The organism is Pseudomonas sp. IC_126 (assembly GCF_004331835.1).
In the GTDB taxonomy this organism is placed as follows: Bacteria; Pseudomonadota; Gammaproteobacteria; order Pseudomonadales; family Pseudomonadaceae; genus Stutzerimonas.
The window spans coordinates 245,119-271,139 of the sequence record NZ_SJSS01000005.1 but is presented as its reverse complement, the minus strand read 5'-3'; the positions used below and the strand labels follow the sequence as shown (position 1 = coordinate 271,139).

Sequence of the window (26,021 nt, the reverse complement as noted above, 5' to 3'; positions counted from 1 at the left end):
TTTTTATTCAGACCAAAAACTACTCACTGCTGCGTCAGCATGAGCTGACCGTCCTGCACGGGGATGCGATTACCGGGATCGCGATCCATCCGCACCGTACCGACCTTCCCATCCAGATCGTACTGGACCTCATAGCCAACCACCTTGTCATGAGTGTCGGTGACCGTATTGCAGCGGGTCTCGGTGGCGGTGTAAGTATCGTTGGCCTGCATCCGCTCTTGCACCTGATTACCGGCGTAACCACCGCCCACCGCCCCGGCGACCGTCGCGATCTTCTTGCCGGTGCCACCACCGACCTGATTGCCGAGCAACCCGCCGACCACAGCTCCTACCGCTGTGCCAGCGATGCGATGCTGGTCCTGTACCGGCTTCTGCCGTGTAACCGTCACTTCCTTGCAGACTTCCCGAGGCGTCTTGATCGTTTCCGTGACAGGCTCCACCTTAAGGACCTCAGCGAACTTCGGCCCGCGGTCAACCAGCGTGTAAGTGGCAAATGCGCCACCCGCGGTCACCACTACCGCTCCTAGTACCGCACCCACCAGCATCGATTTATTCACTGCGTTTTCCTTCTTCCGACGGGCAAGGCCCCGTTGCGGCGGCTTAGGCAGCCGAGCCCGTCAGAAGTTCGCCTCAGGGTCGCTCGTCGACCTCTTCCACCACTGGCGGAATCAGATCATCGCGGGTCAACTTCAACGCGATAAGGAAGACACCGGCAATGTAGACGGACGAATAGGTTCCGGCACCAACCCCGATGAGCAACGCCAGCGAGAAGCCCCAGAGGTTTTCCCCACCGAAGAACATCAACGCGCCTACCGCAAGCAGGGTGGACACCGAGGTGGCCAAGGTACGCAGCAGCGTTTGAGTGGTAGATATATTGATGTTCTCGAGCAGCTCCGCTTTGCGCAACATGCGAAAGTTCTCGCGGATCCTATCGAAGATCACGATGGTATCGTTGAGCGAATAGCCGATCACCGCGAGCACCGCAGCCAACACGGTCAGGTCGAACGAGATCTGAAAGAATGAAAAGACACCCAGCACCACAATCACGTCGTGGAAAAGTGACAGCACCGCACCCAAACCGAACTTCCATTGAAAGCGGAACGCGACGTAGATCAGGATGCCACCAAGGGCAAGCAGCATGCCCAACCCACCCTGGTCGCGCAGCTCCTCACCTACCGCCGGCCCAACGAACTCGACGCGTTTGACGGTGACGGTGCTGGCAGCCTCATGGCCACGCAGCGCCTCGGCGATACGCTCGCCCAGCATAGGATCGTCGCCCGGCATTCTCACCAGCACGTCGGTCGTGGCACCAAAGCTCTGAACCACGGCCTCACCGAAATCGGAGCGGGAAAGCTGCGCCCGCACTTCATCCAGCGCGACCGGCTGCTCGTAGGACAGCTCGATCAACGTGCCACCGGTAAAGTCCAGGCCGAAGTTCAGCCCCTTCACCGCCAGGCTACCGAGGGAAGCAAGCGTGAGTATTACCGTCAGGGCGAAAGCCACATGACGTACACCCATGAAATTGATTACGCGTTTCATCGTGCTAGCCCCTTAAATCCACAACTTCTTGAGATCGCGGCCGCCGTAGATCACGTTGACCATGGCGCGGGTCACAAGTATTGCCGTGAACATTGACGTCAGGATTCCGAGCGAGAGCGTGACGGCGAAGCCCTTGATCGGACCAGTCCCCATCGCAAACAGGATGCCGCCAACCAGCAATGTAGTCAGGTTGCCGTCGATGATCGCCGAGAAAGCCCGATCGAAACCTTCGTGGATGGCGCGCTGCACTGACATCCCGTTCTGAATCTCCTCGCGAATCCGCGAGAAAATCAGCACGTTGGCATCCACCGCCATACCCATGGTCAGCACGATACCGGCGATACCCGGCAGCGTCAGGGTCGCACCCAGCATCGACATCAGCGCGGTCAGCAGCACCATGTTGAATAGCAGCGCGACGGTCGCCAGCACACCGAAGAACTTGTAGATCAACACCATGAAGATCGCGACGAACAGGAAGCCCCACAGAGCCGCCTCGACGCCCAGCTTGATATTCTCGGCACCCAGGCTTGGGCCGATGGTACGTTCTTCGGCGAAGTACATCGGTGCCGCCAGACCACCTGCGCGCAGTAGCAGCGCGAGTTCCGAAGACTCACCCTGCCCATCGAGGCCGGTGATGCGGAACTGGCTACCCAGCGGCGACTGGATGGTCGCCAGGCTGATGATTCTTTTCTCTTCCTGGAAGGTTTCGACGCGCACTTCCTGCTCGACGCCATCGACCATTTGCTTCACATAACGGGTCTGCGGCCGCTGCTCGATGAAGATCACCGCCATGCTGCGCCCGACGCTGTTGCGCGTGGCCCGGTTCATCAACTCACCACCATGCCCATCCAGACGGATATTGACCTGCGGACGACCACTCTCGTCGTAGCTGGCCTGGGCATCGGTCACCTGATCGCCGGTGATGATCAGCGAGCGCTCCAGCTGTGCCGGCGGACGGCCCTCCTGCCGGAACTCGAAGGTCTCGGTGGTCGCACGCGGGGCATCCATCTCGGCTGCCAGGCGGAATTCCAGATTGGCAGTCTTGCCAAGGATTCGCTTGGCTTCCGCAGTGTCCTGTACGCCCGGCAATTCGACCACGATGCGGTTGGCGCCCTGGCGCTGTACCAGCGGCTCGGAAACGCCCAGTTCGTTGACCCGGTTGCGAACCGTTGTGAGGTTCTGCTTGATGGAGTACTCGCGGATCTCCGCCAGCTTCGCCTCGGTAATAGCCAGACGCAGCACCTGTTGGCCGTTGCGTTCGCTGGAAGTAATCTCAAAATCGTTGAAGTTCTTGCGGATCAGAGCCTGAGCGGTGGATAGCGTCGCCTGGTCTGCAAAGCCCAGCTGCACCGCGTTGTCCTGCATGGGCAGGCTACGATAGCGGACACGCTCCTTGCGTAGCAGACTCTTGACCTCCCCCTCATAGACGTTCAAGCGAGTCTCGATAGCCTTGTCCATATCCACTTCGAGCAGGAAGTGCACGCCACCGGACAGGTCCAGGCCGAGCTTCATCGGGCTCGCGCCGAGACTGCGCAACCAGTCGGGCGTGGTCGGTGCCAGGTTGAGAGCAACAACATAGGCATCACCTAGAGCGCGGCGGATCACGTCTTTAGCCGGCAGCTGATCGTCCTGGTGCAGCAGACGCAGCAGACCACCGCGACCCTGTTCGTCCAGCGAGACGTCCTTGACTTCAATTCCAGCCTCTTCGAGCGCAGTACTGGCTCGGCTAAGATCAGCCTCGGTCACGTTCAGCGAAGTGGTTGCGCCGGTGATCTGTACAGCTGGATCGTCGGGATAAAGATTTGGGGCCGAATAAATGCAAGCAACCGCCAGCACCACCAGTATCAGCAGGTATTTCCAGAGGGGGAATCTATTGAGCATGACGCAGCCCGTCTAATGACGCGGGGCGCCTTGCGCGCCCCGTCGTGGTATTGAATTGAACTCGGCTCAGATGGCTTTCAGAGTGCCCTTGGGCAGCGTCGCGGCAATCGCGACCTTCTGGAACTTCAGCTCAACGTTGTCGGAAACCTCGATAACGACAAAATCGTCTGCCACCTTGGTGACCTTGCCGGCAATGCCACCGGAAGTAACCACTTCATCGCCCTTCTGCAAGCCACCGATCAGGTTCTTGTGGTCCTTGGCGCGCTTGGCCTGGGGACGCCAGATCATCAGGTAGAAGATGACTAGGAAGCCGACCAGGAACAACCACTCGAAACCGCTACCAGCGGGACCAGCAGCAGCCTCTTGTGCGTAGGCGGCGGGAATCAGAAAGCTCATGTAGCACTCCTGTTGCAGAGATAAGTTGGTATGAATTCGTCACGCAAGCGGCGGGGTTGGCAGACCGCGCTTGGCATAGAAGGCGTCGACAAAGGTCGCCAATGTACCCTGCTGGATAGCATCGCGTAAACCGGCCATCAGACGCTGGTAGTGACGCAGGTTGTGGATTGTATTCAACATGCTGCCCAGCATTTCGCCGCATTTGTCCAAATGGTGCAGATAGGCGCGGGAGAAGTGTTTGCAGGTGTAACAATCGCAGCCGGCATCCAGCGGTGAATCATCGTGCCGATGCACCGCATTGCGAATCTTGATCACGCCAGTGTCGGTAAACAGATGGCCGTTGCGGGCATTGCGGGTCGGCATTACGCAGTCGAACATGTCCACGCCGCGACGCACACCCTCAACTAAGTCCTCGGGCTTGCCGACCCCCATGAGATAGCGGGGCTTGTCGGCCGGCATTCGCGACGGCAGGAAATCCAGCACCCGGATCATCTCTTCCTTCGGCTCGCCCACCGACAGCCCGCCGATCGCCAGACCGTCGAAGCCAATCTCGCACAGCCCTTCCAGCGAGCGCATGCGCAGCGATTCGTGCATACCGCCCTGGACGATGCCGAACAGCGCCGCGACGCTATCGCCGTGCGCCTCCTTGGAGCGCTTGGCCCAGCGCAGCGACAACTCCATGGAACGCCGCGCCACCTCCTCGTCGGCCGGATAGGGCGTGCATTCATCGAAGATCATCACGATATCGGAGCCTAGGTCGCGCTGGACCTGCATCGACTCTTCCGGCCCCATGAATACTTTTGCACCATCGACCGGAGAAGCGAAGTAGACACCCTCCTCCTTGATCTTGCGCATCGCGCCCAGGCTGAACACCTGGAAACCACCCGAATCGGTCAGGATCGGTCCCTTCCATTGCATGAAATCATGCAGATCACCGTGGGCCTTGATCACTTCGGTGCCGGGACGCAGCCACAGGTGGAAGGTATTACCGAGAATGATCTCGGCACCGATTTCCTCGACATCGCGCGGCAACATGCCCTTGACCGTGCCGTAGGTACCCACCGGCATGAACGCCGGCGTCTCCACCGTGCCGCGCGGAAAGGTCAGGCGTCCGCGGCGCGCCCTGCCGTCGGTAGCAAGCAGTTCGAAGGACATATGGCAGGTACGACTCATGGGGTTTCCTCGGGGCCGCGCGGGGCCGGGTTGCGCGTGATGAACATGGCATCGCCGTAACTGAAGAAGCGATAACCCTCGGCGACGGCTTCAGCGTAGGCAGCCATGGTTTCCGGGTAGCCGGCAAACGCCGAGACCAGCATCAGTAGGGTCGATTCAGGCAGATGGAAGTTGGTCACCAGGGCATCCACCACATGAAAGGGCCGGCCTGGATAGATGAAAATGTCGGTATCGCCACTGAAAGCCTTAAGCGTGCCGTCGCGCGCCGCGCTCTCCAGCGAACGCACGCTGGTGGTACCTACCGCGATGACACGTCCACCGCGCTGACGACAGGCTGCAACGGCATCGACCACATCCTGGCCGACCTCGAGCCACTCGCGATGCATATGATGATCTTCGATGTGCTCGACGCGCACCGGTTGAAAGGTGCCAGCGCCCACGTGCAGCGTGACGAAAGCGCGCTCTACGCCTTTCTCTTGCAGTGCCGCCAGTAGCGGCGTATCGAAGTGCAACCCCGCCGTTGGCGCGGCGACAGCGCCGGCCCGCTGCGCATAAACCGTCTGATAGCGTTCGCGATCAGCGGTTTCGTCCGGTCGATCTATATAAGGAGGCAGCGGCATGTGCCCGACGCGATCGAGCAAGGGCAGCACGTCTTCCGCAAATTCCAGTTCGAACAGGGCGTCATGGCGCGCCAGCATCAGCGCCTCACCACCGCCCTCGATATGAATTTTTGTTCCCGGCTTCGGTGACTTGCTGGAGCGGATATGTGCTAGCACGCGACGACCATCGAGCACGCGCTCGACAAGCACCTCGACTTTGCCGCCCGTTTCCTTCTGGCCGAACAGACGCGCCGGAATCACCCGCGTGTCGTTGAAAACCATCAGATCGCCAGGCAACAGGTAGTCGAGCAGCTCGGCGAACCCACGATGTTCCAGCCGCCCGGTCATTCCATCGAGCACCAGCAGCCGGCTGGCCCGGCGCTCGGCCAGCGGGTGGCGAGCGATCAGCGAATCGGGGAGCTGAAAGGAGAAATCGGAAACTTGCATTGAAAATGATCAGCACGAGGCTTGGGGGGCGCAAAGCTTAGCGGAAACGCCTCAATCTGACCACGCCAGACGATTGACCGACTCGCATTGCATCCCTATACTGCGCGGCCACTGTGCCTCGATGGCGGAATCGGTAGACGCAGCGGATTCAAAATCCGCCGTTGGTAACAACGTGAGAGTTCGAGTCTCTCTCGAGGCACCATGAATCAGAAGCCACAGGCAACCGATTGCCTTTGGAACAGGGGAACCGCGCAGCAGTAGCGGCATCACCCCAGCAGTATCGATGCGCCACGCGCATCAGCAAGCGCGACATGCTTCATCGGGCTATATCGCAGCACGCTCTGGAAGCGCTCATCGAGCGACGGCTTCGTAACGGCGCAGCGCATCTCGCTCCATGGCGACATCATAAAGAACGCAAGCAACGCTAAAGCGCGCCGAAATGGCGCCTCTGTAGTGGGCAAACTCTATGACTCCGAGGGCTTGGCATTGGCCGGCGAGTTATCGTAGAGTGTGCCCACTGTGTTTGCATGGGTCGCTGTTGAATCGTGACCTGGTGCAGTAGATCTTCAGATCCGCTACATCCCGCTCGACTCTTTACTCCTTGCAACCAGTCTCCGCTTCCTGCCCTATGCAGGGGCGCTTCTACTATTGAGTTTCAAGGATACAAAGACATGTCGAATCGTCAGAACGGTACCGTCAAGTGGTTTAACGACGAGAAAGGTTTTGGTTTCATCACTCCCGAGAGCGGTCCGGATCTGTTCGTGCACTTCCGCGCGATCGAAGGCAACGGCTTCAAGAGCCTGAAAGAAGGCCAGAAAGTCAGCTTCGTCGCTGTGCAAGGTCAAAAGGGCATGCAGGCTGACCAGGTGCAAATCCAGGAATAAGCCCTCACTCCGAAAAGCCCCTGATGGCAACATCAGGGGCTTTTTTATGCGCGTGATTCCGTAGAATGCGCACTGCCATTTTTAGCGAGACACCCATGCGCAACCATCTGCTCAGCCCGCAGGGCCAGTTTCCTGCAGCCGGCCTATTTCGCCGGCTCGCCGCAATCTTCTACGATTCGTTTCTTTCCATCGCACTGATGATGGTGGTCACGCTGCTCTACCAGCAGGGCGTGCTGCGCCTGATTTACGGCAGCGAAGGCCTGCAGGCATTGGCAGAAGCTGGCGGGCTGGACATCGATCCGATCCTGTCCACGCTATTGCTGTTCAGCCTGTTCGGCTTTTTCGCCAAGTTCTGGACCCACAATGGCCAGACGCTTGGCATGCAGGTCTGGGGCGTGCGCATCCAGAACGCCGACGGCAGCGCCATCGACCTGTGGCAGGCGCTGCTGCGCTTTCTGATTGCAATCATGTCCTTGCTGGCGCTGGGGCTGGGCTATTGGTGGATGCTTTGGGACAAGCAGCACCGCACCTGGCATGACATCTATTCGGAAAGCCAGGTCGTTCAGCTACCGAAGAATATTCATAAGAAATAGCTTCAGGCTCGGCACTGCTCGCCGCCTAGTCGAGCGCTCTTGCATTACTAGCCCGCCCGCCGCAACAACCAAACGCCCGCTAGCGCACAGATGCCTGCGGGCACCGCCACCGCCAGCAGCGGCGAGAAGCCGAACACCTGGCTCGCCGGACCTAGCAGGTCTTGCAGAATGCGGAACACGAAGCCGACGATCACACCGGTGAAGATGCGCTGTCCAAGGGTCACCGAGCGCAACGGCCCGAAGATGAACGAGATGGCCAGCAGCACCAGCGCCACCGTCACCACCGGTTGCAGCACCTTGGTCCAGAACGCCAACCAGTAGCGCCCGTTATTCAACCCTTGGTCGCCGAGGTAATGGATATAGCGCCACAACCCGGTGACGGACAAGGCATCAGGCTCCATGACGACGGTACCGACCAGCTGCGGCGTCAATAGCACGTCCCAACGCTCCTCGGCGGCCTTGACCACTTCGGTATGATCGCCGCGAAAATGCGTGGTAGCGACGTCGCTGAGCTGCCAATGATCGCCATCGTAGCGCGCCCGGCGGGCAAAACTTGCCGACAGAAGCTGCCGCTGCTCATCGAAGCGGTAGCGAGTGACACCCAGCAGCAGACCGCTTGGCTGCACCGCATTGATGTGTACGAATTCGTCGCCCTGACGATGCCAGAGGCCGCGCTTGCTGCTTTGCGCCTCACCTGCCCCCTGCGCCGCCGCCCGGTTGGCCTGAGCAATATTCTCGCTCCACGGCGCCAGATATTCGCCAATCAGAATACCTACTAGCATCAGCAGCAGCATCGGCTTCATCACGGCAACCACGATACGCCCGAGCGATACGCCAGCGGCACGCATGATGGTCAGCTCGCTGCTACTGGCAAGCGTGCCGAGGCCGATGAGACAACCGATCAGTGCCGCCATCGGCAGCATTTCGTAGATTCGCGACGGCGTTGTGAGCAGGACGTAAACAGCGGCATTCAACGTGCCGTAACTCCCCTTTACGTCCCCCAGCTCGTCGATGAAAGCGAACAGCAACGCCAGCCCGACGATGATCCCGAGCACAGTGAGAATCGCCAGCAATACATGGCTGCCGATATAGCGATCGAGCTTACGCATGAGCGACCCCCGACCTGCTCCGACGCTTGCTGATGGCGAGCCTCAGCGGTTCCCAGTAAAGCATCAACATTCCTATCGCAAAGAAGATTGCATGCACCCACCAGAGCCCCAATGCAGCGGGGATCCGCCCCTTATCAAGGGAACCACGCGCAGCGATCAGCAGCGCCAGGTAGGTCATGTACAGAAGAATCGCAGGCAACAGCTTGAGGAAGCGCCCCTGACGCGGATTGACCTTCGACAGCGGCACCGCAAGCAGGGTCACGATGAAGACCAGTAACGGCAGCGACAGGCGCCATTGCAGTTCGGACTGCAAGCGAATGTCGTCACTGCCGAACAGCTCACTGGTAGGCATCGCCTCGCGCTCGCTCAGTTCGACACTGACCTCAGGCTTTGGTAACAGTACGCCGTAGGTGTCGTACTGGATCGCGCGGTAATTGGCCTGCCCCGGATTGCCGTCGTAGCGGTAACCGTTTTCCAGAATCAGGTAGCGGCTTCCATCGGGCTGAATCTCCTGCCGACCGCTTTCGGCCACCAGCACGGATAGACCACGCTTCTCTCCGGTCGCCTCGGACAAGTTGGTTTCGGAGATGAATACGCCTGCCAGCTCCGTGCGGTCGTCGGTCAGCTCACGGGTATAAGTCACCCGAGTTCCGTCGCGCAGGGTTTGGAAGCGTCCGGGCACCAGCGTATCGAACTCGGTCAGCGAGTCTTGCTCATTGAGGATTCGATCGACTTCGGCAACACCTTGCGGCGCCAGGCCGAGACTCAGCCAGCCAACCAGCGCAGCGATCAGCGCGGCCGGCGCCAGACTGTAGACCAGCAGGCGTCGCTGGCTCATGCCGGTGGCCGAAAGGACGGTCATCTCGCTGTCGAGGTAGAGCCGGCCGTAGGCAAGCAGGATGCCGAGAAACAGGCCCAGCGGTAGAATCAGCTGCAGGAACCCGGGCAGGCGGAAGCCCATGATCATCAGAAGCACGCCCGGATCGAGAAGCCCCTGCGCAGCCTGCGCCAGGTATTTGATGAAACGTCCACTCATGATGATCACCAACAGCACGGCGCTGACGGCGCTCAAGGTGACCAGAAGCTCACGGGACAGGTAACGAAAGACGATCAAACCGGACACTCCAGGGTTGTCAGGCTCCGGCGGCTACGCTCAAACTAGCCGCCAATAGCCGGTCCGCCCGCAACAGGACGTTGAATTCACGCAGCACTCTCAACGCCCCGGTGGACGAACCACCGGAAAATAGGCCCGGCATTATCCTGCAAACCCGACTCTTTGTCTTGGGGACTCGACGCCATGGAATTCGTTGTAAAAATAACCAAAGCCGCTGCAGCCAAAACAGCCACCCTGGTTCTGCCAGTTGCCGAGGGGCAACTGCTCGGGGCTACTGCGCAGAGCGTGGACCAGGCCAGCGGCGGAGCCATCAGCACCGTACTCAAGCGCGGCGACCTGCAAGGCAAGCCGGGCCAGACCCTGTTGCTGCACAGCGTGCCGGGCCTCAAGGCTGAGCGCGTGCTGCTGGTTGGCATCGGCAAGGAGGACGAACTCGACGCTCGTCAGTGGCGCAAAGCCGCCGGCGCCGCATTCGGCGTTCTCAAGGGCCTCGGTGGCAACGACGCGACCTTCGCCCTGCAAGACATTCAAGTGAAGGATCGCGACCTCTACGCGCGCACTCGCATGCTGGTCGAAGTGCTGGCTGATGGTCAGTACCGGTTCGATCAATTCAAGAGCAAGAAGAGCGACGCATCGGCGCTCGACAAGATCACTCTGCTCGTCGACAAGGCAAACCAGACTCAAGCCGAGCAAGCCGCACACCACGCCACCGCAATCGCCGCCGGAATGAGCTTCGCCCGCGACCTAGGCAACCTGCCGCCGAACATATGCCACCCCAGCTATATGGCCGAACAGGCCAGGCAGCTCGGCAAGGCATTCAAGGGGCTTAAAGTCGAAGTGCTGGACGAGAACAAGCTGCGCGAACTCGGCGCCGGCGCCTTCCTCGCCGTCTCCCAGGGCAGCGACCAGCCAGGCTGCATCGTGGTCATGCAGTACAACGGTGGCAAGAAAGGCGAGCAGCCTTACGCGCTCGTCGGCAAAGGCATCACCTTTGACACAGGCGGCATCAGCCTCAAGCCCGGCCTGGGCATGGACGAAATGAAATACGACATGTGCGGCGCGGCCAGCGTGCTCGGCACCTTCCGCGCGGCATTGGAACTGCAGTTGCCTATCAACTTGGTCGGCCTGCTGGCATGCGCGGAGAACATGCCCAGCGGCAAGGCCACGCGCCCGGGCGACATCGTCACCACCATGAGTGGCCAGACCGTCGAGATCCTCAACACCGACGCAGAAGGCCGTCTGGTCCTTTGCGACACACTGACCTATGCCGAGCGTTTCAAACCGCGCGCCGTGATCGACGTCGCCACGCTGACCGGCGCCTGCATCGTTGCCCTGGGCAGCAACACCTCGGGCCTGCTGGGCAATGACGATGCGCTGCTGCAGCAGGTGCTGGGCGCCGGCCAGAAAGCCGACGACCGCGCCTGGCAACTGCCCCTGTTCGACGAATACCAGGAGCAACTGGACAGCCCCTTCGCTGACATCGCCAACATCGGTGGACCCAAGGCCGGCACGATTACCGCCGCGTGCTTCCTCTCGCGCTTCACCAAGGCCTATCCCTGGGCTCACCTGGACGTCGCCGGCACCGCCTGGATCAGTGGCGGCAAGGAAAAAGGCGCTAGCGGCCGTCCTGTGCCCCTGCTGACCCAGTACCTGCTGGATCGAGCCGAGCAGGCATGAGACAGGCGAGCGGGAACCGGACATGACACGGGTCGAGTTCTACGTGTTGCCCGATAGCGAACCGGCAGGCCGAGCCAAAGCGGCCTGCCTGCTGGCGAGCAAGGGCTGGCAGCACGGGATGCCGGTGTTCATTCGCTGCGACGACAGCCAACAGTGCGGTCAGCTGGACGAGCTGCTGTGGAGCTTTCGCGCCGAACGTTTCATACCGCACGAACTGCACGACGACGATCCGCATGCGCCGGTGGTGATCGGCACGGAGCAACCACCCGCCACTGCGCAAGGTCTGCTGATCAATCTGGCGCCAACGCTATCGCCACATACCGATCGGTTCAGCCGCGTGATCGAGATCGTCAACCAACAACCGGAGCTACTAAACCTTTGCCGGGACAATTTCCGCCTCTATCGGCAACGTGGCTATGAACCGAAGCGAGTCGAACTGTAGCGCCAGTGCCGCTGGGTTCGGCGAACTCATCGCCTTATCGACGAGTCAACAACGATAGGCATCGGGCTCATCCCGTTTAACGAGCGCCACGACCACCTGGACGCTTAATCTCCGGAAACCACCGTACATGACGCAAACGCCGAAACCCACCCATTTACTCGACGACCTGGAGTCCATCCGTGCGCTGCTAGGAGATCAGGACCCGCCCGTGGTGAGCGAGACGCTGGATCCGGACAGCATCCCTGTGCTCTCGGAAATCGTCCAACCCGCACCTTCCGCAACAAGCCAGCCAGAGCCGGAGCCCCGCGAGCCCGCCGTCCGTACGGCTTTTCGTACCTTGGCCGAGCGCCATCTCGATCTCGAATTGCGCACCGCCGCGCAATTGATCCTGCAAGAAGTGATCGACGACTTCGTTCCGCAGATCGAAGCCGAGCTGCGGCATCGACTGGAAGCTCGAGCCGAGCAACTGATCAAGACCCACCGCACCTGAGCTGCCGATACGGCAACTCAGCCGCTTTTCGATAACACCCCTTCCAACCCAGTCCAGACCAGCTGTCGCCTCGATCGCGGCGCGATAAAAGCGCCATTGCGGTTCTGCCACCCGCGTACTTACCTTTATACTCTCCGGTTTTTCCGACCAGCCGTTCTAAGGGTCCCGCCGAATGGACAAGACCTACCAGCCGCACGCCATCGAGACTTCCTGGTACCAGACCTGGGAATCGAACAACTATTTCGCACCCCAGGGTTCGGGCGAGCCCTACACCATCATGATCCCGCCGCCGAACGTTACCGGCAGCCTGCACATGGGTCATGGCTTCAACAACGCCATCATGGACGCGCTGATCCGCTTCCGCCGCATGCAGGGCCGCAACACCCTGTGGCAGCCGGGCACCGACCACGCGGGCATCGCCACGCAGATGGTAGTCGAGCGCCAGCTGGGCGCCCAAGGCGTCAATCGCCACGATCTGGGCCGTGCCAAGTTTCTCGAGAAGGTCTGGGAGTGGAAGCACGAGTCTGGTGGCAACATCACCCGGCAGATTCGCCGCCTGGGCTCCTCGGTGGACTGGTCGCGCGAGCGCTTCACCATGGACGAGGGCCTGTCCGAAGCGGTCAAGGAAGCCTTCGTGCGCCTGCACGAGGACGGCCTGATCTATCGCGGCAAGCGCCTGGTCAACTGGGACACCAAGCTGCACACCGCTATTTCCGACCTGGAAGTGGAAAACCACGACGAGAAGGGCCATCTCTGGCATCTGCGCTATCCGCTGGCTGACGGTGCGCGCACCGCCGATGGCAAGGATTATTTGGTGGTCGCCACCACCCGCCCGGAAACCATGCTCGGTGACGCCGCCGTCGCCGTGCATCCCGAGGACGAGCGCTACAAGGACCTGATCGGTCGCCACATCATGCTGCCGCTGGTCAATCGCCTGATTCCCATCGTCGCCGACGATTACGTCGACCTCGAGTTCGGTACCGGCTGCGTGAAGATCACTCCGGCGCACGACTTCAACGACTATGAAGTTGGCAAGCGCCACAGGCTGCCGTTGATCAATATCTTCGATCAGAACGCAGCGATCCTGGCCCGCGCCCAGGTGTTCCATATCGACGGCACGCTGAACGACAAGGTCGACCCGAGCCTGCCCGACGGCTATGCGCGCATGGATCGCTTCGACGCGCGCAAGGCCATCGTCGCCGAATTCGAGGCCATGAGCCTGTTGGAGAAGATCGACGACCACGCACTGAAAGTCCCGCGTGGCGATCGCTCCGGCACCATCATCGAGCCCTGGCTGACCGACCAGTGGTACGTCTCCACCAAGCCGCTGGCCGAGAAAGCCATCGCTGCGGTGGAAAGTGGCGAGATCCAGTTCGTGCCCAAGCAGTACGAGAACATGTACTTCAGCTGGATGCGCGACATCCAGGATTGGTGCATCAGCCGCCAGCTGTGGTGGGGCCACCGCATTCCGGCCTGGTACGACGAAGCCGGCCACGTCTACGTCGGCCGCGACGAGATGGAAGTACGCCGCAAGCACAACCTCGGCAACGAAGTTGAGCTGCGTCAGGACGAGGACGTGCTGGACACCTGGTTCAGCTCCGGCCTGTGGACTTTCTCCACCCTCGGCTGGCCCGAGCAGACCGACTTCCTCAAGACCTTCCACCCCACCGACGTGCTGGTCACCGGCTTCGACATCATCTTCTTCTGGGTCGCCCGGATGATCATGCTCTCGACCCACCTAACCGGGCAGATTCCGTTCAAGACCGTCTACGTCCACGGACTGGTGCGCGACGGCCAGGGCCAGAAGATGTCCAAGTCAAAGGGTAACGTGCTCGATCCGCTGGACATCGTCGACGGCATCACCCTGGACGAACTGCTGCAAAAACGCACCAGCGGCATGATGCAACCCAAGCTCGCCGAGAAGATCGCCAAACAGACCCGCGCTGAATTCCCCGAAGGCATCGCCAGCTACGGTACCGACGCGCTGCGCTTCACTTTCTGCTCGCTGGCCTCCACCGGTCGCGATGTGAAGTTCGACATGGGCCGCGTCGAGGGCTACCGCAACTTCTGCAACAAGCTGTGGAACGCCGCCAACTTCGTCTTCGAGAACACCGAAGGCAAGGACACGGGAATCAATGGTGAGCCCGCTGAACTGTCCTCCGTGGATCGCTGGATCATCTCCGCGCTGCAACGCACCGAAGCCGAAGTGACCCGCCAGTTGGAAAATTTCCGCTTCGACCTGGCCGCGCAAGCCCTCTACGAATTCGTTTGGGACGAGTACTGCGCCTGGTATCTGGAACTGGTGAAGCCAGTGCTCTGGGACGAAACCGCAAGCGCCGAACGCCAGCGCGGCACCCGCCGCATCCTGGTGCGCGTACTGGAAACCGCGCTGCGCCTGGCGCATCCGTTCATGCCCTTCATCACCGAGGAAATCTGGCAGCGCGTCGCGCCGCTGGCGGGCAAGACCGGTCCGACCCTGATGCTGCAACCCTGGCCGGAATACAACCCCGAGCGCCTCGACGAGGCAGCAGAAGGCGATATCGAGTGGGTCAAGGCGTTCATGCTGGGCATTCGCCAGATCCGTGGCGAGATGAATATCTCCATGGCCAAGCGCATCGACGTGGTGCTAGGCAATGCCTCGGAAACGGACCTGCGCCGCCTCGGTGAGAACGAGCCGCTGTTGAAGAAGCTGGCCAAGCTCGAAAGCGTCCGTGTGCTTAGCGAAGGCGAAGAGGCACCGCTGTCCGCCACCGCCCTGGTCGGCGACCTGCAGGTACTGGTGCCCATGGCTGGCCTGATCGACAAGGACGCCGAACTGGCGCGCCTGGACAAGGAAATCGGCCGCCTCGATGGCGAGGTCAAGCGCGTCGGCGGCAAGCTCTCCAACGCCGGCTTCGTCGACAAGGCGCCGGCCGAGGTGATCGACAAGGAACGCGCCAAACTGGCCGAAGCCGAACAGGCAAAAGCTCGACTGGTGGAACAGCGCGAGCGCATCGCCGGGCTGTGATGGATAGCTGATCGCAGCGGCTCGCCGTTGCGATCAGTAGCAGAACGGAGTGCGCTGGCACTGCTGGCGCTCTTCGTCTTGAGCGCCACGGTCATTTCCAGCCTTACCGTAAACCGAACGCCAGTCTGTTTGAATCGCGCTTGATCAGTGACAAGTTATAACCGGCACCGCCGGTACAATATGCCCTCACAACAAAATCCCGAATAACAACTGGCAGGCCGAGCCAACGCAGAAGCTCTACGACATGAACTAAGCCCGCAGCACAGCGAGCCCGACCGGGCAGCCGTACGCGACCGTCACACGCAGGTAGCTACCTTTCCGTATACGGTTTTCTAACTTACTTCACTCGCTAAAGCCCATCGCCATTTTGAGCCTGCCAACGACCGAGCCGTTCGGCATTCCGAACCGCCGGTCCGGTTTCTCAAGATGGAGCCCCTCCGATGTATGCACTCATGGCTGTTGTGTTTGTTCTGGGCTATCTCTGTATAGCCTTCGAACACCCACTCAAGATCGACAAAGCCGCCGCCGCGCTGCTCACCGCAGTGCTGACCTGGACCGTACTGATATTAGGTGCGGACAGCATTCTGCCGCTGCTGCAACCAGGCAGTCATGATCCAGGCGACTCATCGGCCGTAGTGGTCGAATCGTTGCGCCACCACCTCGGCGAGATATCGGAAATCCTGTTCTTTCTGCTTGGCGCGATGACCATCGTCGAGCTGATCGACTCCCACGAGGGCTTCAAGGCCATCACCGACCGAATTCAGACACGCAAGCGCGTTCATCTGCTATGGATCATCGGCTTCCTGACCTTCTTCCTGTCAGCCGCGCTGGACAACCTGACCACTACGATCGTTATGGTTTCGCTGCTACGCAAACTGATCCGCGGGCGTCCGGAACGCTGGCTGTATGTGGGCATCGTGGTGATCGCCGCCAACGCCGGTGGTGCTTGGTCGCCGATTGGCGACGTGACCACTACCATGCTCTGGATCGGTGGCCAGATCACCGCCTCCGGCGTTATCACTGGCCTGTTCCTGCCGAGCCTGGTCTGCCTGTTGGTGCCATTGATCATCCTCAGCTTCCGCTTGCGTGGCGAGGCGCCGCGGCCACGCGTGCGGGCGCACCTTGCCGAACACAGCTCATCGGCTACCACTCCGTTCGAGCGCAACCTGGTTCTGGCGCTCGGTCTCGGGGCCCTGCTGTTCGTGCCGATCTTTAAAACCGTGACACACCTGCCTCCTTACATGGGCATCCTCTTCGGCCTCGGAGTGCTTTGGATCACCACTGAATTCATCCACCGCCATAAGAATGACGAGGACAAACATCCGCTTTCGGTCGTCGGCGTGCTGCGCAAGGTCGATACCCCCAGCGTGCTGTTCTTTCTCGGCATCCTGCTGGCCGTCGCGGCACTGGCCACTGCCGGTCACCTGACCCAGGTCGCTACGGCGCTACGCGAGACGATGGGCCACATCTATCCCATCAACTACGCCATCGGCCTGCTATCGGCTGTAGTCGACAACGTGCCGCTGGTTGCCGGTTCGATGAAAATGTACCCGCTGGTGAGCCCGGCTATGCTTGCCGAAGCCGCGGCTGACGAAACCGTATGGCTCTCGCAATTTGTCGTCGATGGCAATTTCTGGGAAATGCTCGCCTACTGCGCCGGCACCGGCGGTAGCACGCTGATCATCGGCTCGGCGGCGGGCGTTGCAGCAATGGGCATGGAGAAGATCAGCTTCACTTGGTATATCAAGCGGGTCAGCCTGCTAGCTTTCCTCGGCTACACAGCCGGCGCGGTCACTTACATCGGCATGCTCGCGCTGCGTTAATCGATACGCCTCGTTCTGTGCCGTTGAAGCCTCGCATAGGCTCAACGGCACAGAACCACTGTCATGGAACCGTGATGACTGTCAGCAAAACCAGAAGCAGTTTCTACCGTCGACTCTACGTCGCCTGGCTGATCGACAGCGGTGCAGCCACCAGCGTGCCCGCGCTGGTCGCCGCGACCGGGATGCCGAGGCGCACAGCCCAAGACACCCTGACCGCACTAGCCGATCTCGATATCGACTGCCGCTTCGCCCAGGAGGACGGCGAACGGCATAACGCCGGTCAATACCGCATCCACGACTGGGGCGCGATCGACCGCCATTGGATCGAGCGCAACCTACCCCAGCTCAAATCCGTTCTCGGCTACCCCTGACCTCCGTTCAGCATGAACGTCGATCTGTTGCTGGTCTTGGCATTGCTGGCCACCTGCGTCGGGTTGTTCATCCTCAACCGGCCGCGGATGGATGTCGTCGCGCTGCTGGCCATGGTCGCCCTTCCGCTGACTGGGGTCCTTAGCGTTGCCGAAGCACTGGCCGGTTTCAGCGATCCCAGCGTCGTACTGATCGCCGCGCTTTTCGTGATCGGCAACGGCCTGGTGCGTACCGGCATCGCTTATCGCATGGGCGAGTGGTTGATGCGCTCGGCCGGCAGCAGCGAGACACGCCTGCTGGTACTGCTGATGCTTGCCGTTGCCGGACTGGGCTCGGTGATGAGCTCGACCGGCGTGGTCGCCATCTTCATTCCGGTGGTGCTGAGCATCGCCGCAAAGATGAATGTATCGCCGCGCCGCCTGATGATGCCGCTGGCGTTCGCCGGCTTGATGAGCGGCATGCTCACACTGGTCGCCACACCGCCGAACATGGTGGTACACAGCGAGCTACGACGCGCCGGCCTGGTCGGCTTCGCCTTCTTCAGTTTTGCGCCCATCGGGCTGACCATCCTGCTGCTAGGTATCGCCTACATGCTGCTGGCGCGGCGCTGGCTTGGGCAGTCGAGCGATCCGGACAGCACCGCAGAACCCCGCGACACGCTCGCGGCCTTGGCCCAACGCTACCGACTGCCCGAGCGCGAACGCCGTCTTCGCGTACTGCCCGCATCGCCGCTGGCCAACCAAGCGCTCGACGAGCTGCGGCTTCGTACTCAATACGGCATCAATGTCATCGGCATCGAGCGCCAACGGCGTTTCCGCCGTCTGTTATTGATCGCCACCGGCAATACGCAATTGCTTGCGGGAGACGTATTGCTGGTCGACCTGGCGAGCCCGGCGATCGGGCTGCTTGGCGCGTACGACGAACTGGGGCTCGAGCCGCTGCAGCTCGACACTTCCTACTATGGCGATCACTCCCGCGAGCTGGGCCTGGCAGAGGTGGCGCTGCCACCGGACTCGCGTCTTCCCGGCAAGACCATTCAGGATCTGGGCTTTCGCTCCAATCACAAGCTCAACGTCGTCGGCCTGCGGCGCAACCACGAGGCGCTGCAAGGCTTGCTAGTCGATGAAAAACTCAAACCCGCCGACACCCTGCTGGTAGCCGGCGGCTGGAAACACATACATCGCCTGCAAGGCATGCGCCGAGATTTCCTGGTCTTGAGCCTGCCCGCCGAGATTGATGACGTAGCGCCCGCCGCCAATCAGGCGCCCTTCGCGTTGTTCGGGCTGGCCGTGATGGTGGTGCTGATGGTCAGCGGCGTGGTCCCTAACGTGCTCGCCGCGCTGATCGGCTGCCTGGTCATGGGGCTGTTCCGCTGCATCGACATGGACAGTGCCTACAGAGCCATCCACTGGCAAAGCCTGGTGCTGATCGTCGGCATGCTGCCGTTCGCCCTGGCGCTGGAAAAGACCGGCGGGATAGCACTGGCGGTATCGGCGCTGATCGGCCTGTTTGGCGACTCCGGCCCGCAGGCGTTGCTGGCCTGCCTGTTTCTGCTCACGGCCATCATCGGCCTGTTCATCTCCAACACCGCAACCGCGGTATTGATGGCGCCGGTGGCGATTTCCACAGCCGAGCAAATTGGCGCATCGCCCTATCCCTTCGCCATGATCATCGCGCTGGCCGCCTCAGCCGCGTTCATGACGCCGATTTCTTCGCCCGTGAATACCTTGGTGATTGGGCCAGGCAACTATCGTTTCGCGGATTTCGTGCGCATCGGTGTGCCCTTCACCTTGTTGGTCATGCTGACATCGGTGTTAATGGTGCCGCTGCTCTTCCCGCTTTGAAATTTCTATCAGCCATCCGTAGCGTGGTCGCCTGACCATTGCTGCCGTTAAGCTGACGCCCTCCACGCTCGCCTGGTCCGAACCAATGACCCAACGCCCCGCCCTGTTCCCTGTCCTGCTGGCCGGAGCCACGCTGCTGCTCGTCGTTCACGGGCTCGGTCGTTTCGTCTATACGCCATTACTGCCCTGGCTAGTGGAAGACGGGCAGTTAACCGTGCAACAAGGCGCGAGCATCGCCAGTTGGAACTACCTCGGCTACCTGATCGGCGCGCTGCTGGCGTTGCGCTGGCATCGGGTCTCGCAGATCCGCCGAAGCCTGCCTTGGGCGCTGATAGTGCACGTGTTGACCACCCTGGCACAGACCCAGGCCGAGTCTGCGGAGTCGCTTTCGGCGCTGCGTCTGCTCAATGGCATCAGCAACGGGTTGGTGTTCGTTCAGGCCCCTTCGCTGGTTCTGGAATGGCTTGCGCGGCATCGGCGCGTGTCATCCAGCGGTCTGGTTTACCTGGGCGTTTGCGTTGGGCTGATCCTCTCCAGCCTCCTGGTGAGCCTGAGCAACGGCGTGCTGGCAGGCGCCGATCGTTGGTGGCCGGCGGCGTTGCTTTCAATCCCGCTGGCTTGGTGGGGCTGGCGCCAACTGGCGCGGCTGGACATACCCGACGACACAACGACGGAAGACGCCGAGCATATCCGCAGCGGACGACTGCTGGATCGCGCCAGCACACCGCTGTTTCTGGCCTATGCCGGCGCGGGCATGGGCTACATCCTGCCGATGACCTTTCTGCCGATGGTAGCGCGGCTGCAGGTGGAGCCCGGTGATTTCCTGATCGAAAGCAGTTGGCTTGTAGTGGCGCTCGCGACGCTTCCCTCGCCTTGGCTGTGGAATCGGTTGGGCGCCCTGCTTGGCGATGTCCGGGCACTGCATTTGAGCTATGTCACTCAACTGATCGGCGTGCTGGCTGCCCTGTTGCTGCCGGGTGCGCCGGGCATCCTGCTCTGCGCCGTGCTGGTCGGCAGTACCTTCCTCGGCACGGTGCTGCTGACCCAGCGGCTGGCGCGCACGCTGCATCCGCATCAGGGGCCGCGCCTGTCAGCCGCGCTGATCGCCTTTTACGGCCTGACGCAACTCGCCGCTCCCTGGCTGACCAGCGTCTGGATGGGCATGGGCGGCAGCCTGCACAGCGCCTTTTGGCTTGGCGCCGGCGCGCTGCTATGGGGGGTGATCTGGATGCTGCTGGTCCCACGCCGCGCTTGAAAGCTGTGGGACAATGCCGACTTCATCGTTACAGCAGCCGAACATGAACGTCCCAAAAGCCAATAGCCAATCACGCGCCGCCAAGCCGGCCAGCGGCACGGCCACGCTGCATCCGCGCAATCGCCACACCGGGCGCTATGATTTCCCTGCGCTGATTGCCGCCAGTCCGGAGCTGGCCGAGTACGTGATTCTCAACCCATACGGCAAGGAGAGCATCGACTTCGCCAACCCGGATGCGGTGCGAGTGTTCAACCGGGCATTGCTCAAGCAGTTCTACGGTATCGCCCACTGGGATATTCCAGCGGGCTACCTGTGCCCGCCGATTCCCGGGCGAGCCGACTACCTGCATGGCCTGGCCGATCTTCTGGCCACCCAGAACGCCGGTGAAATCACCCGCGGCGCCAGGATCCACGCACTGGACATCGGCACCGGCGCCAACTGCATCTATCCGCTGATCGGTCTACGCGAATACGGCTGGCGCTTCACCGGCTCGGATATCGACGCGATAGCCCTGGCTTCGGCGCGCACCATCGTCGCGGCGAACGGGCTCGGCAAGAACATCACGTTGCGCCAACAGACGGACTCGCGACACATCTTCGAAAAGATCGTGCAGCCTGACGACCGATTCGACATCACGCTCTGCAACCCGCCTTTCCATGCCTCCCAGGCCGAAGCCAACAGCGGCAGCCAGCGCAAATGGCGCAACCTCGGCAAGCTCGACCCGAAACGCAAGCTTCCGGCACTGAACTTTGGCGGCCAGGCGGCGGAACTCTGGTGTGAAGGTGGGGAAGCGGCATTCATTGCTCGATTGGCGGACGAAAGCCGTGGCGTGGCGGAGCAGGTCTGCTGGTTCAGTACGCTGGTATCCAAGGCGGGCAATGTGCAACCGCTGCAGGCACGGCTGAAAAAACTCGGCGCCCATCAGATACAGGTCTCGGACATGTCGCAAGGACAGAAGCGCAGCCGATTTGTCGCCTGGACCTTCCTGAACGAAGCGCAGCAGAACGAGTGGCGCTCGACACGTTGGAAGCGCCAGCCAGGCTGAGTCAATTCAGCGAACGACGAAAGTACTTGGGCGCATCCTCATAACCCAGTCGTGCATAGAAACGGTGAGCCGCGTCGCGTCGAACATCGCAATGAAGTTCCATGCGATCACAACCGCGACCTCGGGCGCGCAGCTCGGCAGCCTGCACCAGCAGCTCACCGATCCCCCGACTGCGTGCCGTCGAGTCGACGCAGAGATAGCTGATCCGGCAGAAGTCGCCCTCAAGGGCTAACTGCGCGATGAAATGCAGGGAGATGAAGCCGAGCAGTTGGCCATCATCCCCCTCGGCCACGAGCAGACAGGCATCGTCATGATCGATTTGTTGCTGAAGACGACTGTCGATGAGCTCATCGCTTGCCGGGTAGCCAAGCTGGCCCAGCAGGCGAGCTATCGTTACAGCGTCGTCGCGGCGCGCCTTGCGCACGCAAGGCATGGCTCAGACCGCCACGTCCCACAGCTGCTTGTTTTTCAAGACCATGGTCTGAATGTAACGCGGCTCGCCATTGATCTCTTCCAGCTCAGTCATGCCAGCGAGCTCGCCGACTACGCGGTAGCGCTTGCCGACGCGCTTGTCCTGCAAAGGATAGAGTTGGGCGATCTGTTGGGCGAGTTCGGTAAGAGTGGACATGTTCGGTAGCTCCAATAACTGCATGCCGCAGCTTTTTACAGGGCTTTGGTTACGGTTCTGCGACAGCTTTCAATCGTCTCGCTTGTTGGAGCCATCTACTTCGAATTGATTCCGTAACACCCGTAAAAACTACCAGAACGCTCGATCAGCAAATGCCAACGCCCAGTTGCAGCAGGGCCAGCCCGCCCTGCTGCCAGCCCCACCAAGCCATAGCCAGAAGCAGCGCCAGAACAACGCTGCCTGCCCACAACAAGCCCCTGCGCATTACGCAACGCCCCCGGCCAGACGCACCCGCTCGACCGGTTGTTCACGAATTGGCCAGTTCAGCGCGGCGGCCATCAGACTGAGAGCGATGGATATTTGCCAAACCAGGTCATAGCTGCCGGTCTGGTCGTAAACCCACCCGCCCAGCCAGCCGCCGAAGAAAGAGCCGATCTGATGAAACAGAAAGACGATGCCGCCAAGCATCGACAGGTTGCGCACACCGAACAGCGTCGCCACCGTTCCGTTGGTCAGCGGCACCGTGGACAGCCATAGCAGGCCCATCGCGATGCCGAAGGCATAGGCTGTCCAGAGCGTCAGCGGGGCGAAAAAGAACGCGCTGATTACAACAGCCCGAAGCAGATAGAGCGCCGTCAGCAACTTGGGTTTCGAGTAACAGCCGCCCAACCAACCGGCGGTATAAGTACCCACCACATTGAACAGCCCGACCAGCGCCAGCACCGTGGTGCCCGCCATCGCCGGCAGTTGCTGATCCACCAGATACGCCGGCAGATGCACGCCAATGAATACCACCTGGAACCCGCAGACGAAGAAGCCCAGCGCTAACAGGCGGAAGCCGGAGTGACTGACCGCCTCACGCAGCGCCTCGACCAGCGACTGCTGCGGGCCGGTCACGGGAGCCGGCGGTCCGCTGCGCAACATCAACGCCAGCGGCATGATCAGCGCGACCAGTAGCCCCAGCGCCAGCAAGGCCGACGACCAACCCAGCCAGCCAATCAGACCGAGCGTGCCGGGCAGCATCGCAAACTGACCGAAGGAGCCCGCCGCGCTGGCGATGCCCATGGCCATGCTGCGCTTCTCAGCCGGCACGGCGCGGCCGACCGCGCCTAGAATCACCGAGAACGAGGTACCGGACAGTCCCAAGCCGATCAGCAAACCGGCGCTCAGCGACAGTGACATCGGCGAATCCGCGCCAGCCATCAAGAGAAGGCCGACCGCGTACAACACTCCGCCCAGCAATACCGCTCGGGCAACGCCAAAGCGATCCGCCAGCGCGCCAGTGATCGGCTGCGCCAACCCCCAGATCAGATTCTGCAAAGCAATGGCGAAGGCGAAGACCTCACGTCCCCAGCCGAACTCCGCGCTCATTGGCGGCAGGAACAGGCCGAAGCCGTGCCGCACGCCCAGGGAAACGGCCAGGATCAGGGAACCACCCAGCAGGATCCAGGTACTGTTGCGCCATATCGCATTCATCGCCGACACACTTAGTAAAACAAGGGGAAGCCATCTTACCCGCATCCCCCCTTTTAACCGCATCCACTTTTTTGCCCTGCGACAGGCACGGTTGCTCGGTTAAACTGCCGCCTGTCCGCCTCACCCGCCCGCGAGTAACCCATGCCGATTCGCCACTGCATCGTTCATCTGATTGAGAAAAAGCCCGACGGCACGCCTGCCGTGCTTCATGCCCGCGATTCGGAGCTTGGCGAATCACAGGCAATCGAGAATCTGCTGGCCGATCTCAACGAAAGCTACAACGCCAAGCAGGGCAAGGCCTGGGGCTATTTCCACGAAGAGTCGGGGGCCTACCCTTTCAGTGGCTGGCTGGGTCAGTACATGGAAGACAACCAGGATTTCACCTCCTTCAGCCGCCAAGCCGTCGAACATTTGCAGAAGTTGATGGAGGAATCCAATCTCTCCACCGGTGGCCATGTGCTGTTCGCTCATTACCAGCAGGGCATGACCGATTACTTGGCCATTGCCCTGCTCCACCACAGCAACGGCGTGACCGTCACCGACTCGCTGGACGTCGCGCCAGCCAAGCACTTGGACCTCGGCCAACTGCACCTGGCCACCCGGATCAATCTGTCCGAATGGAAGAATAACCGGCAGTCGAAACAGTACATTTCCTTCATCAAGGGCAAGAACGGCAAGAAGGTCTCGGAGTATTTTCGCGACTTCATCGGCTGCCAGGAAGGCGTCGACGGGCCCGGCGAAACCCGTACGTTGCTCAAAGCGTTCAGCGACTACGTCGAAAGTGAAGACCTGCCGGAAGAAAAGGCCCGCGAGAAAACCAGTGCGCTGGTCGGTTACGCCAGCAGCCAGGCGAAGATCGGCGAACCCATGTCGCTGGAAGAGCTGTCCGGCGTGATCGACGAGGAGCACCCACGGGCCTTCTACGAGCACATCCGCAACAAGGATTACGGCCTTTCGCCGGAGATCCCGGCGGACAAGCGCACCCTCAACCAGTTTCAACGCTTCACCGGCCGCGCCGAAGGGCTGTCGATCAGCTTCGAATCGCACCTGCTGGGCTCGAAGATCGAATATGACGAAGCCCGCAACATGCTAATCATCCGCCAACTCCCGACACAGCTGACCGATCAGCTCAAGCGCCGCAAGGATTGATCACCGGCTGGCCCGACGCAGCTAACGACAGCGTCTTCGCCTTAGCGGCTGTAGCGCTGCGCTGAAGGTGTTGGACGTTCATCAACTCAGCGCATGCTCGATCCGGGCGGCTTGCTCCGCCCGGCTGAGGTCGCCCGCTGGTCATGAGCGGAACGAATCCGACTATCGCTGAATGAAATTTCCGTTTGTCAGTCACATGGGCTGCTCGATTGGAGCCGCAACTTTGTACGACCCGTTCTGGTAAGGATTCGCAATGGATTGGTTTCACCTAATTATTCTGTCCCTGGTGCAAGGCATCACCGAATTTCTCCCGATTTCCTCGTCCGCTCACTTGATCCTACCGTCCCAGGTGCTCGGCTGGCCGGACCAGGGCCAGGCGTTCGACGTCGCGGTGCATGTCGGCACGCTGCTAGCCGTATTGATCTGTTTCCGTCACGAAGTGATTGCCACCAGCCGCGGCTGGCTGGCTCACGTATTCAGACGGCAGGTCAGCGCTGAGAGCCGTCTGGGCTGGGCAATCATCATTGGTACTCTGCCAGCGGCAGTCATCGGGCTATTGCTGGAGGACTTCATCGAGCAGTACACCCGTTCGATGCTGTTGATTGCCGCCACCACCATCATCTTCGGTTTGCTGCTGTGGTACGCCGACATCAAGGGCCGGCGGGTCGCTGAAATCGATCACCTGACCTGGAAAAGCGCGCTGATTATCGGATTCGCCCAGGCACTGGCGTTGATTCCAGGCACATCCCGCTCGGGCATTACCATGACCGCCGCCCTGCTGCTCGGTTTTACCCGGCAGACCGCCGCGCGCTTCTCCTTCCTGCTGTCGATACCGCTGATCCTTGCCGCTGGTGGGCTGAAAGCGGTCGAACTGGCTCAGTCCGGCGAAGCTGCGCAATGGAACGACATTTTCATCGGCGCGGCCCTGTCCTTCGTAGCCGCATTCCTCTGCATCAAGCTGTTCCTCAAGGCCCTGGATGCGCTGGGCATGCTGCCCTTCGTGATCTATCGCTTGCTGTTGGGCGTCGCGCTGCTGTTCATCGCGCTCTGACGCTCGGAACACGAAAGGCCCGCGGAACGG

At 61.1% G+C, this 26,021-nt stretch carries 24 protein-coding genes and 1 tRNA gene; 14 read left to right on the top strand and 11 right to left on the bottom strand.

The annotated features are described in order from the left end of the window. Positions 1-23: 23 nt before the first annotated feature. The 6 genes from E0D86_RS16810 to queA all read right to left on the bottom strand — a co-directional run bounded on the left by E0D86_RS16810 (position 24) and on the right by queA (position 6,035). On the bottom strand, positions 24-557 hold the full coding sequence (locus E0D86_RS16810) for a glycine zipper 2TM domain-containing protein (protein ID WP_131651189.1): 534 nt from the start codon (positions 555-557) through the stop codon (positions 24-26). Positions 558-630: 73 nt separating this feature from the next. Beyond that, on the bottom strand, positions 631-1,539 hold the full coding sequence (gene secF, locus E0D86_RS16805; protein WP_131651188.1) for a protein translocase subunit SecF: 909 nt from the start codon (positions 1,537-1,539) through the stop codon (positions 631-633). Between the two features lie 12 nt (positions 1,540-1,551). Then, positions 1,552-3,420: a protein translocase subunit SecD gene (gene secD / locus E0D86_RS16800; protein ID WP_131651187.1), complete on the bottom strand. Its 1,869-nt coding sequence runs from the start codon at positions 3,418-3,420 to the stop codon at positions 1,552-1,554. A 66-nt stretch (positions 3,421-3,486) separates the two neighbouring features. Further along, on the bottom strand, positions 3,487-3,816 hold the full coding sequence (gene yajC, locus E0D86_RS16795; protein WP_131651186.1) for a preprotein translocase subunit YajC: 330 nt from the start codon (positions 3,814-3,816) through the stop codon (positions 3,487-3,489). 39 nt (positions 3,817-3,855) lie between these two features. Beyond that, entirely contained in the window at positions 3,856-4,971 is a 1,116-nt protein-coding gene (tgt, locus tag E0D86_RS16790) for a tRNA guanosine(34) transglycosylase Tgt (protein ID WP_165914257.1), read from the bottom strand. Positions 4,972-4,985: 14 nt separating this feature from the next. Next, positions 4,986-6,035, bottom strand: a complete 1,050-nt coding sequence (gene queA, locus E0D86_RS16785; protein ID WP_131651184.1) for a tRNA preQ1(34) S-adenosylmethionine ribosyltransferase-isomerase QueA — start codon at positions 6,033-6,035, stop codon at positions 4,986-4,988. A gap of 115 nt (positions 6,036-6,150) precedes the next feature. Between queA and E0D86_RS16780 the strand changes: the two genes are divergently transcribed. The 3 genes from E0D86_RS16780 (at position 6,151) to E0D86_RS16770 (ending at position 7,512) form a co-directional block, all read left to right on the top strand. Beyond that, positions 6,151-6,237: transfer RNA gene (locus E0D86_RS16780), tRNA-Leu, on the top strand. 469 nt (positions 6,238-6,706) lie between these two features. Next, positions 6,707-6,919, top strand: a complete 213-nt coding sequence (locus E0D86_RS16775) for a cold-shock protein (protein ID WP_003284681.1) — start codon at positions 6,707-6,709, stop codon at positions 6,917-6,919. A 95-nt stretch (positions 6,920-7,014) separates the two neighbouring features. Beyond that, on the top strand, positions 7,015-7,512 hold the full coding sequence (locus tag E0D86_RS16770) for an RDD family protein (RefSeq protein ID WP_131651183.1): 498 nt from the start codon (positions 7,015-7,017) through the stop codon (positions 7,510-7,512). Between the two features lie 47 nt (positions 7,513-7,559). On the opposite strand, the gene lptG is transcribed toward E0D86_RS16770, so the two are convergent. Together lptG and lptF are read right to left on the bottom strand one after the other, a co-directional pair. Further along, a complete protein-coding gene (gene lptG / locus E0D86_RS16765) occupies positions 7,560-8,621 on the bottom strand; it encodes an LPS export ABC transporter permease LptG (RefSeq protein ID WP_131651182.1) in 1,062 nt (353 codons plus the stop codon). Beyond that, positions 8,614-9,735, bottom strand: coding sequence for an LPS export ABC transporter permease LptF (lptF, locus tag E0D86_RS16760; RefSeq protein WP_131651181.1), 1,122 nt, complete (start codon positions 9,733-9,735; stop codon positions 8,614-8,616). The genes lptG and lptF overlap by 8 nt, the downstream gene beginning before the upstream one ends. A gap of 183 nt (positions 9,736-9,918) precedes the next feature. On the opposite strand from lptF, the gene E0D86_RS16755 reads away from it, so the two are divergent. From E0D86_RS16755 to rlmF, 9 genes are all read left to right on the top strand, one after another. Then, the gene (locus tag E0D86_RS16755; RefSeq protein WP_131651180.1) at positions 9,919-11,412 is read left to right on the top strand and encodes a leucyl aminopeptidase; all 1,494 of its coding nucleotides are present in this window, start codon (positions 9,919-9,921) and stop codon (positions 11,410-11,412) included. A 22-nt stretch (positions 11,413-11,434) separates the two neighbouring features. Further along, positions 11,435-11,854 (top strand): DNA polymerase III subunit chi, encoded by a 420-nt coding sequence (locus tag E0D86_RS16750; protein ID WP_131651179.1) that lies wholly within the window; start codon positions 11,435-11,437, stop codon positions 11,852-11,854. A 127-nt stretch (positions 11,855-11,981) separates the two neighbouring features. Next, positions 11,982-12,344: a DNA polymerase III subunit chi gene (locus tag E0D86_RS16745; RefSeq protein ID WP_131651178.1), complete on the top strand. Its 363-nt coding sequence runs from the start codon at positions 11,982-11,984 to the stop codon at positions 12,342-12,344. A 172-nt stretch (positions 12,345-12,516) separates the two neighbouring features. Continuing rightward, on the top strand, positions 12,517-15,351 hold the full coding sequence (locus E0D86_RS16740; RefSeq protein ID WP_131651177.1) for a valine--tRNA ligase: 2,835 nt from the start codon (positions 12,517-12,519) through the stop codon (positions 15,349-15,351). 440 nt (positions 15,352-15,791) lie between these two features. Next, positions 15,792-17,174 (top strand): sodium:proton antiporter NhaD, encoded by a 1,383-nt coding sequence (gene nhaD / locus E0D86_RS16735; RefSeq protein WP_131651176.1) that lies wholly within the window; start codon positions 15,792-15,794, stop codon positions 17,172-17,174. Between the two features lie 74 nt (positions 17,175-17,248). Beyond that, positions 17,249-17,545, top strand: coding sequence for a helix-turn-helix domain-containing protein (locus tag E0D86_RS16730; RefSeq protein ID WP_131651175.1), 297 nt, complete (start codon positions 17,249-17,251; stop codon positions 17,543-17,545). A 12-nt stretch (positions 17,546-17,557) separates the two neighbouring features. Then, the gene (locus E0D86_RS16725) at positions 17,558-19,387 is read left to right on the top strand and encodes an SLC13 family permease (protein WP_131651174.1); all 1,830 of its coding nucleotides are present in this window, start codon (positions 17,558-17,560) and stop codon (positions 19,385-19,387) included. An 85-nt stretch (positions 19,388-19,472) separates the two neighbouring features. Continuing rightward, positions 19,473-20,642 carry a YbfB/YjiJ family MFS transporter gene (locus E0D86_RS16720; protein ID WP_131651173.1) on the top strand — a complete coding sequence of 390 codons (1,170 nt, stop codon included), beginning with the start codon at positions 19,473-19,475 and terminating at the stop codon, positions 20,640-20,642. Positions 20,643-20,685: 43 nt separating this feature from the next. Next, on the top strand, positions 20,686-21,687 hold the full coding sequence (gene rlmF / locus E0D86_RS16715) for a 23S rRNA (adenine(1618)-N(6))-methyltransferase RlmF (RefSeq protein WP_131651172.1): 1,002 nt from the start codon (positions 20,686-20,688) through the stop codon (positions 21,685-21,687). A gap of 1 nt (position 21,688) precedes the next feature. Here the strand turns inward: rlmF and E0D86_RS16710 are convergent, their stop codons facing one another. The 3 genes from E0D86_RS16710 to E0D86_RS16700 form a co-directional block, all read right to left on the bottom strand. Continuing rightward, positions 21,689-22,111: a GNAT family N-acetyltransferase gene (locus E0D86_RS16710; protein WP_371924085.1), complete on the bottom strand. Its 423-nt coding sequence runs from the start codon at positions 22,109-22,111 to the stop codon at positions 21,689-21,691. Between the two features lie 12 nt (positions 22,112-22,123). After that, positions 22,124-22,315, bottom strand: a complete 192-nt coding sequence (locus tag E0D86_RS16705; RefSeq protein ID WP_131651170.1) for a hypothetical protein — start codon at positions 22,313-22,315, stop codon at positions 22,124-22,126. Positions 22,316-22,579: 264 nt separating this feature from the next. Next, entirely contained in the window at positions 22,580-23,791 is a 1,212-nt protein-coding gene (locus tag E0D86_RS16700) for an MFS transporter (RefSeq protein ID WP_131651169.1), read from the bottom strand. Between the two features lie 141 nt (positions 23,792-23,932). Here E0D86_RS16700 and yejK point away from each other — a divergent pair, with 141 nt between their 5' ends. Beyond that, positions 23,933-24,940, top strand: a complete 1,008-nt coding sequence (yejK, locus tag E0D86_RS16695; protein ID WP_131651168.1) for a nucleoid-associated protein YejK — start codon at positions 23,933-23,935, stop codon at positions 24,938-24,940. Positions 24,941-25,193: 253 nt separating this feature from the next. Next, complete coding sequence (locus tag E0D86_RS16690) at positions 25,194-25,991, top strand: undecaprenyl-diphosphate phosphatase (RefSeq protein WP_131651167.1); 798 nt, start codon at positions 25,194-25,196, stop codon at positions 25,989-25,991. Positions 25,992-26,021: the final 30 nt, after the last annotated feature.

Coding starts and splice junctions, on each gene's coding strand:
- secF (WP_131651188.1), bottom strand. CDS start 1,539: ATGAAACGCGTAATCAATTTCATGGGTGTACGTCATGTGGCTTTCGCC.
- secD (WP_131651187.1), bottom strand. CDS start 3,420: ATGCTCAATAGATTCCCCCTCTGGAAATACCTGCTGATACTGGTGGTG.
- yajC (WP_131651186.1), bottom strand. CDS start 3,816: ATGAGCTTTCTGATTCCCGCCGCCTACGCACAAGAGGCTGCTGCTGGT.
- tgt (WP_165914257.1), bottom strand. CDS start 4,971: ATGTCCTTCGAACTGCTTGCTACCGACGGCAGGGCGCGCCGCGGACGC.
- queA (WP_131651184.1), bottom strand. CDS start 6,035: ATGCAAGTTTCCGATTTCTCCTTTCAGCTCCCCGATTCGCTGATCGCT.
- E0D86_RS16775 (WP_003284681.1), top strand. CDS start 6,707: ATGTCGAATCGTCAGAACGGTACCGTCAAGTGGTTTAACGACGAGAAA.
- E0D86_RS16770 (WP_131651183.1), top strand. CDS start 7,015: ATGCGCAACCATCTGCTCAGCCCGCAGGGCCAGTTTCCTGCAGCCGGC.
- lptG (WP_131651182.1), bottom strand. CDS start 8,621: ATGCGTAAGCTCGATCGCTATATCGGCAGCCATGTATTGCTGGCGATT.
- E0D86_RS16755 (WP_131651180.1), top strand. CDS start 9,919: ATGGAATTCGTTGTAAAAATAACCAAAGCCGCTGCAGCCAAAACAGCC.
- E0D86_RS16750 (WP_131651179.1), top strand. CDS start 11,435: ATGACACGGGTCGAGTTCTACGTGTTGCCCGATAGCGAACCGGCAGGC.
- E0D86_RS16745 (WP_131651178.1), top strand. CDS start 11,982: ATGACGCAAACGCCGAAACCCACCCATTTACTCGACGACCTGGAGTCC.
- E0D86_RS16740 (WP_131651177.1), top strand. CDS start 12,517: ATGGACAAGACCTACCAGCCGCACGCCATCGAGACTTCCTGGTACCAG.
- nhaD (WP_131651176.1), top strand. CDS start 15,792: ATGTATGCACTCATGGCTGTTGTGTTTGTTCTGGGCTATCTCTGTATA.
- E0D86_RS16730 (WP_131651175.1), top strand. CDS start 17,249: ATGACTGTCAGCAAAACCAGAAGCAGTTTCTACCGTCGACTCTACGTC.
- E0D86_RS16725 (WP_131651174.1), top strand. CDS start 17,558: ATGAACGTCGATCTGTTGCTGGTCTTGGCATTGCTGGCCACCTGCGTC.
- E0D86_RS16720 (WP_131651173.1), top strand. CDS start 19,473: ATGACCCAACGCCCCGCCCTGTTCCCTGTCCTGCTGGCCGGAGCCACG.
- rlmF (WP_131651172.1), top strand. CDS start 20,686: ATGAACGTCCCAAAAGCCAATAGCCAATCACGCGCCGCCAAGCCGGCC.
- E0D86_RS16705 (WP_131651170.1), bottom strand. CDS start 22,315: ATGTCCACTCTTACCGAACTCGCCCAACAGATCGCCCAACTCTATCCT.
- E0D86_RS16700 (WP_131651169.1), bottom strand. CDS start 23,791: ATGAATGCGATATGGCGCAACAGTACCTGGATCCTGCTGGGTGGTTCC.
- yejK (WP_131651168.1), top strand. CDS start 23,933: ATGCCGATTCGCCACTGCATCGTTCATCTGATTGAGAAAAAGCCCGAC.
- E0D86_RS16690 (WP_131651167.1), top strand. CDS start 25,194: ATGGATTGGTTTCACCTAATTATTCTGTCCCTGGTGCAAGGCATCACC.